An 890-nucleotide genomic window follows, 5' to 3' on the forward strand; every position below is an offset into this window, starting at 1 on the left:
TTCTCTGGTAACAATGTTTTAATCTCAAGCAAACACGCATGGCACAAGCAGCCTTGCCAATGTTCCAAAATAAACGCCATTTGTTCTCTAGATAAGTGGACATCGCTACAGTGGCAAATTGTGATTGATCCCATTTTACATTCAAAGGGTGATCCACAACGGGGGCATTTGATTTCTTCATGGTTCGGCATATTTCTTTACAACGCAAATTGAACTCGGTAAACGGTCCTTTGCGAAAAAAGAAGAAACTACAGGAGGCAAGATAAGCGGTAACACTAAGCTTGCTTAAGGCAACTAAAACCTGTCTTTCTATACCTCATGATCGCGAAGGCATGAAAGTTCACCCAATAGTTTGTGGATGAACTGCGTTGGCAGGTCTTCGGACTTAAGGGCAAATAAGCTGAGCTTAGTTTTCTACGGCGACGGCTTCCCGGAGCTCTTTCCAGTGCCTGATCTTAATCTATATGAGATACCAATCGTGTCGCTTTCGTTCCCTATTACCGCTGCGCGTCAGTTCTGGATTCTCACCAGATTTCCTCTTAGCACAACCTGTAGATACCCTAAGGCATCTATTTAGTAGGCGTGAACCAATGCGGTACTGAATATAAGTTTACTGGCCTAATTATGCAACTAGTGGAGCACTAGTCGCCATGACTCAGCAATTCAAATTAAAGAAGCGTTGTGACTCTATCTATACCAGTTCTATAGGACCATGATCATCACAATGCCCGTTGTGCACGTGGTGTAACCTGCCATCCACTAAATAATCTATGTGATCTCCATGAGGCACCGCTTCGTGGCCACAACCTGGACCATGAACATGATCTCCGCAGGAGTGTAAAGGCTTACACCCATCTGGATTAGCGTCACTAACCTCGATGGTATGTTCA

General features: G+C 44.4%; 1 protein-coding gene, 1 pseudogene and 1 riboswitch. The gene and the pseudogene both read right to left on the bottom strand.

Translation table 11 applies throughout. From position 1 onward, the window contains the following. A partial coding sequence (locus A3738_RS06680) for a cysteine-rich CWC family protein (protein ID WP_156504014.1) occupies positions 1–191 on the bottom strand: 191 nt, incomplete at its 3' end. Between the two features lie 161 nt (positions 192–352). Next, a riboswitch (cobalamin riboswitch) is annotated at positions 353–578 on the bottom strand. A 113-nt stretch (positions 579–691) separates the two neighbouring features. Further along, positions 692–890, bottom strand: a pseudogene (locus A3738_RS31835) (hypothetical protein); the annotation flags it as partial.

It is taken from the genome of Oleiphilus sp. HI0066 (assembly GCF_001635725.1).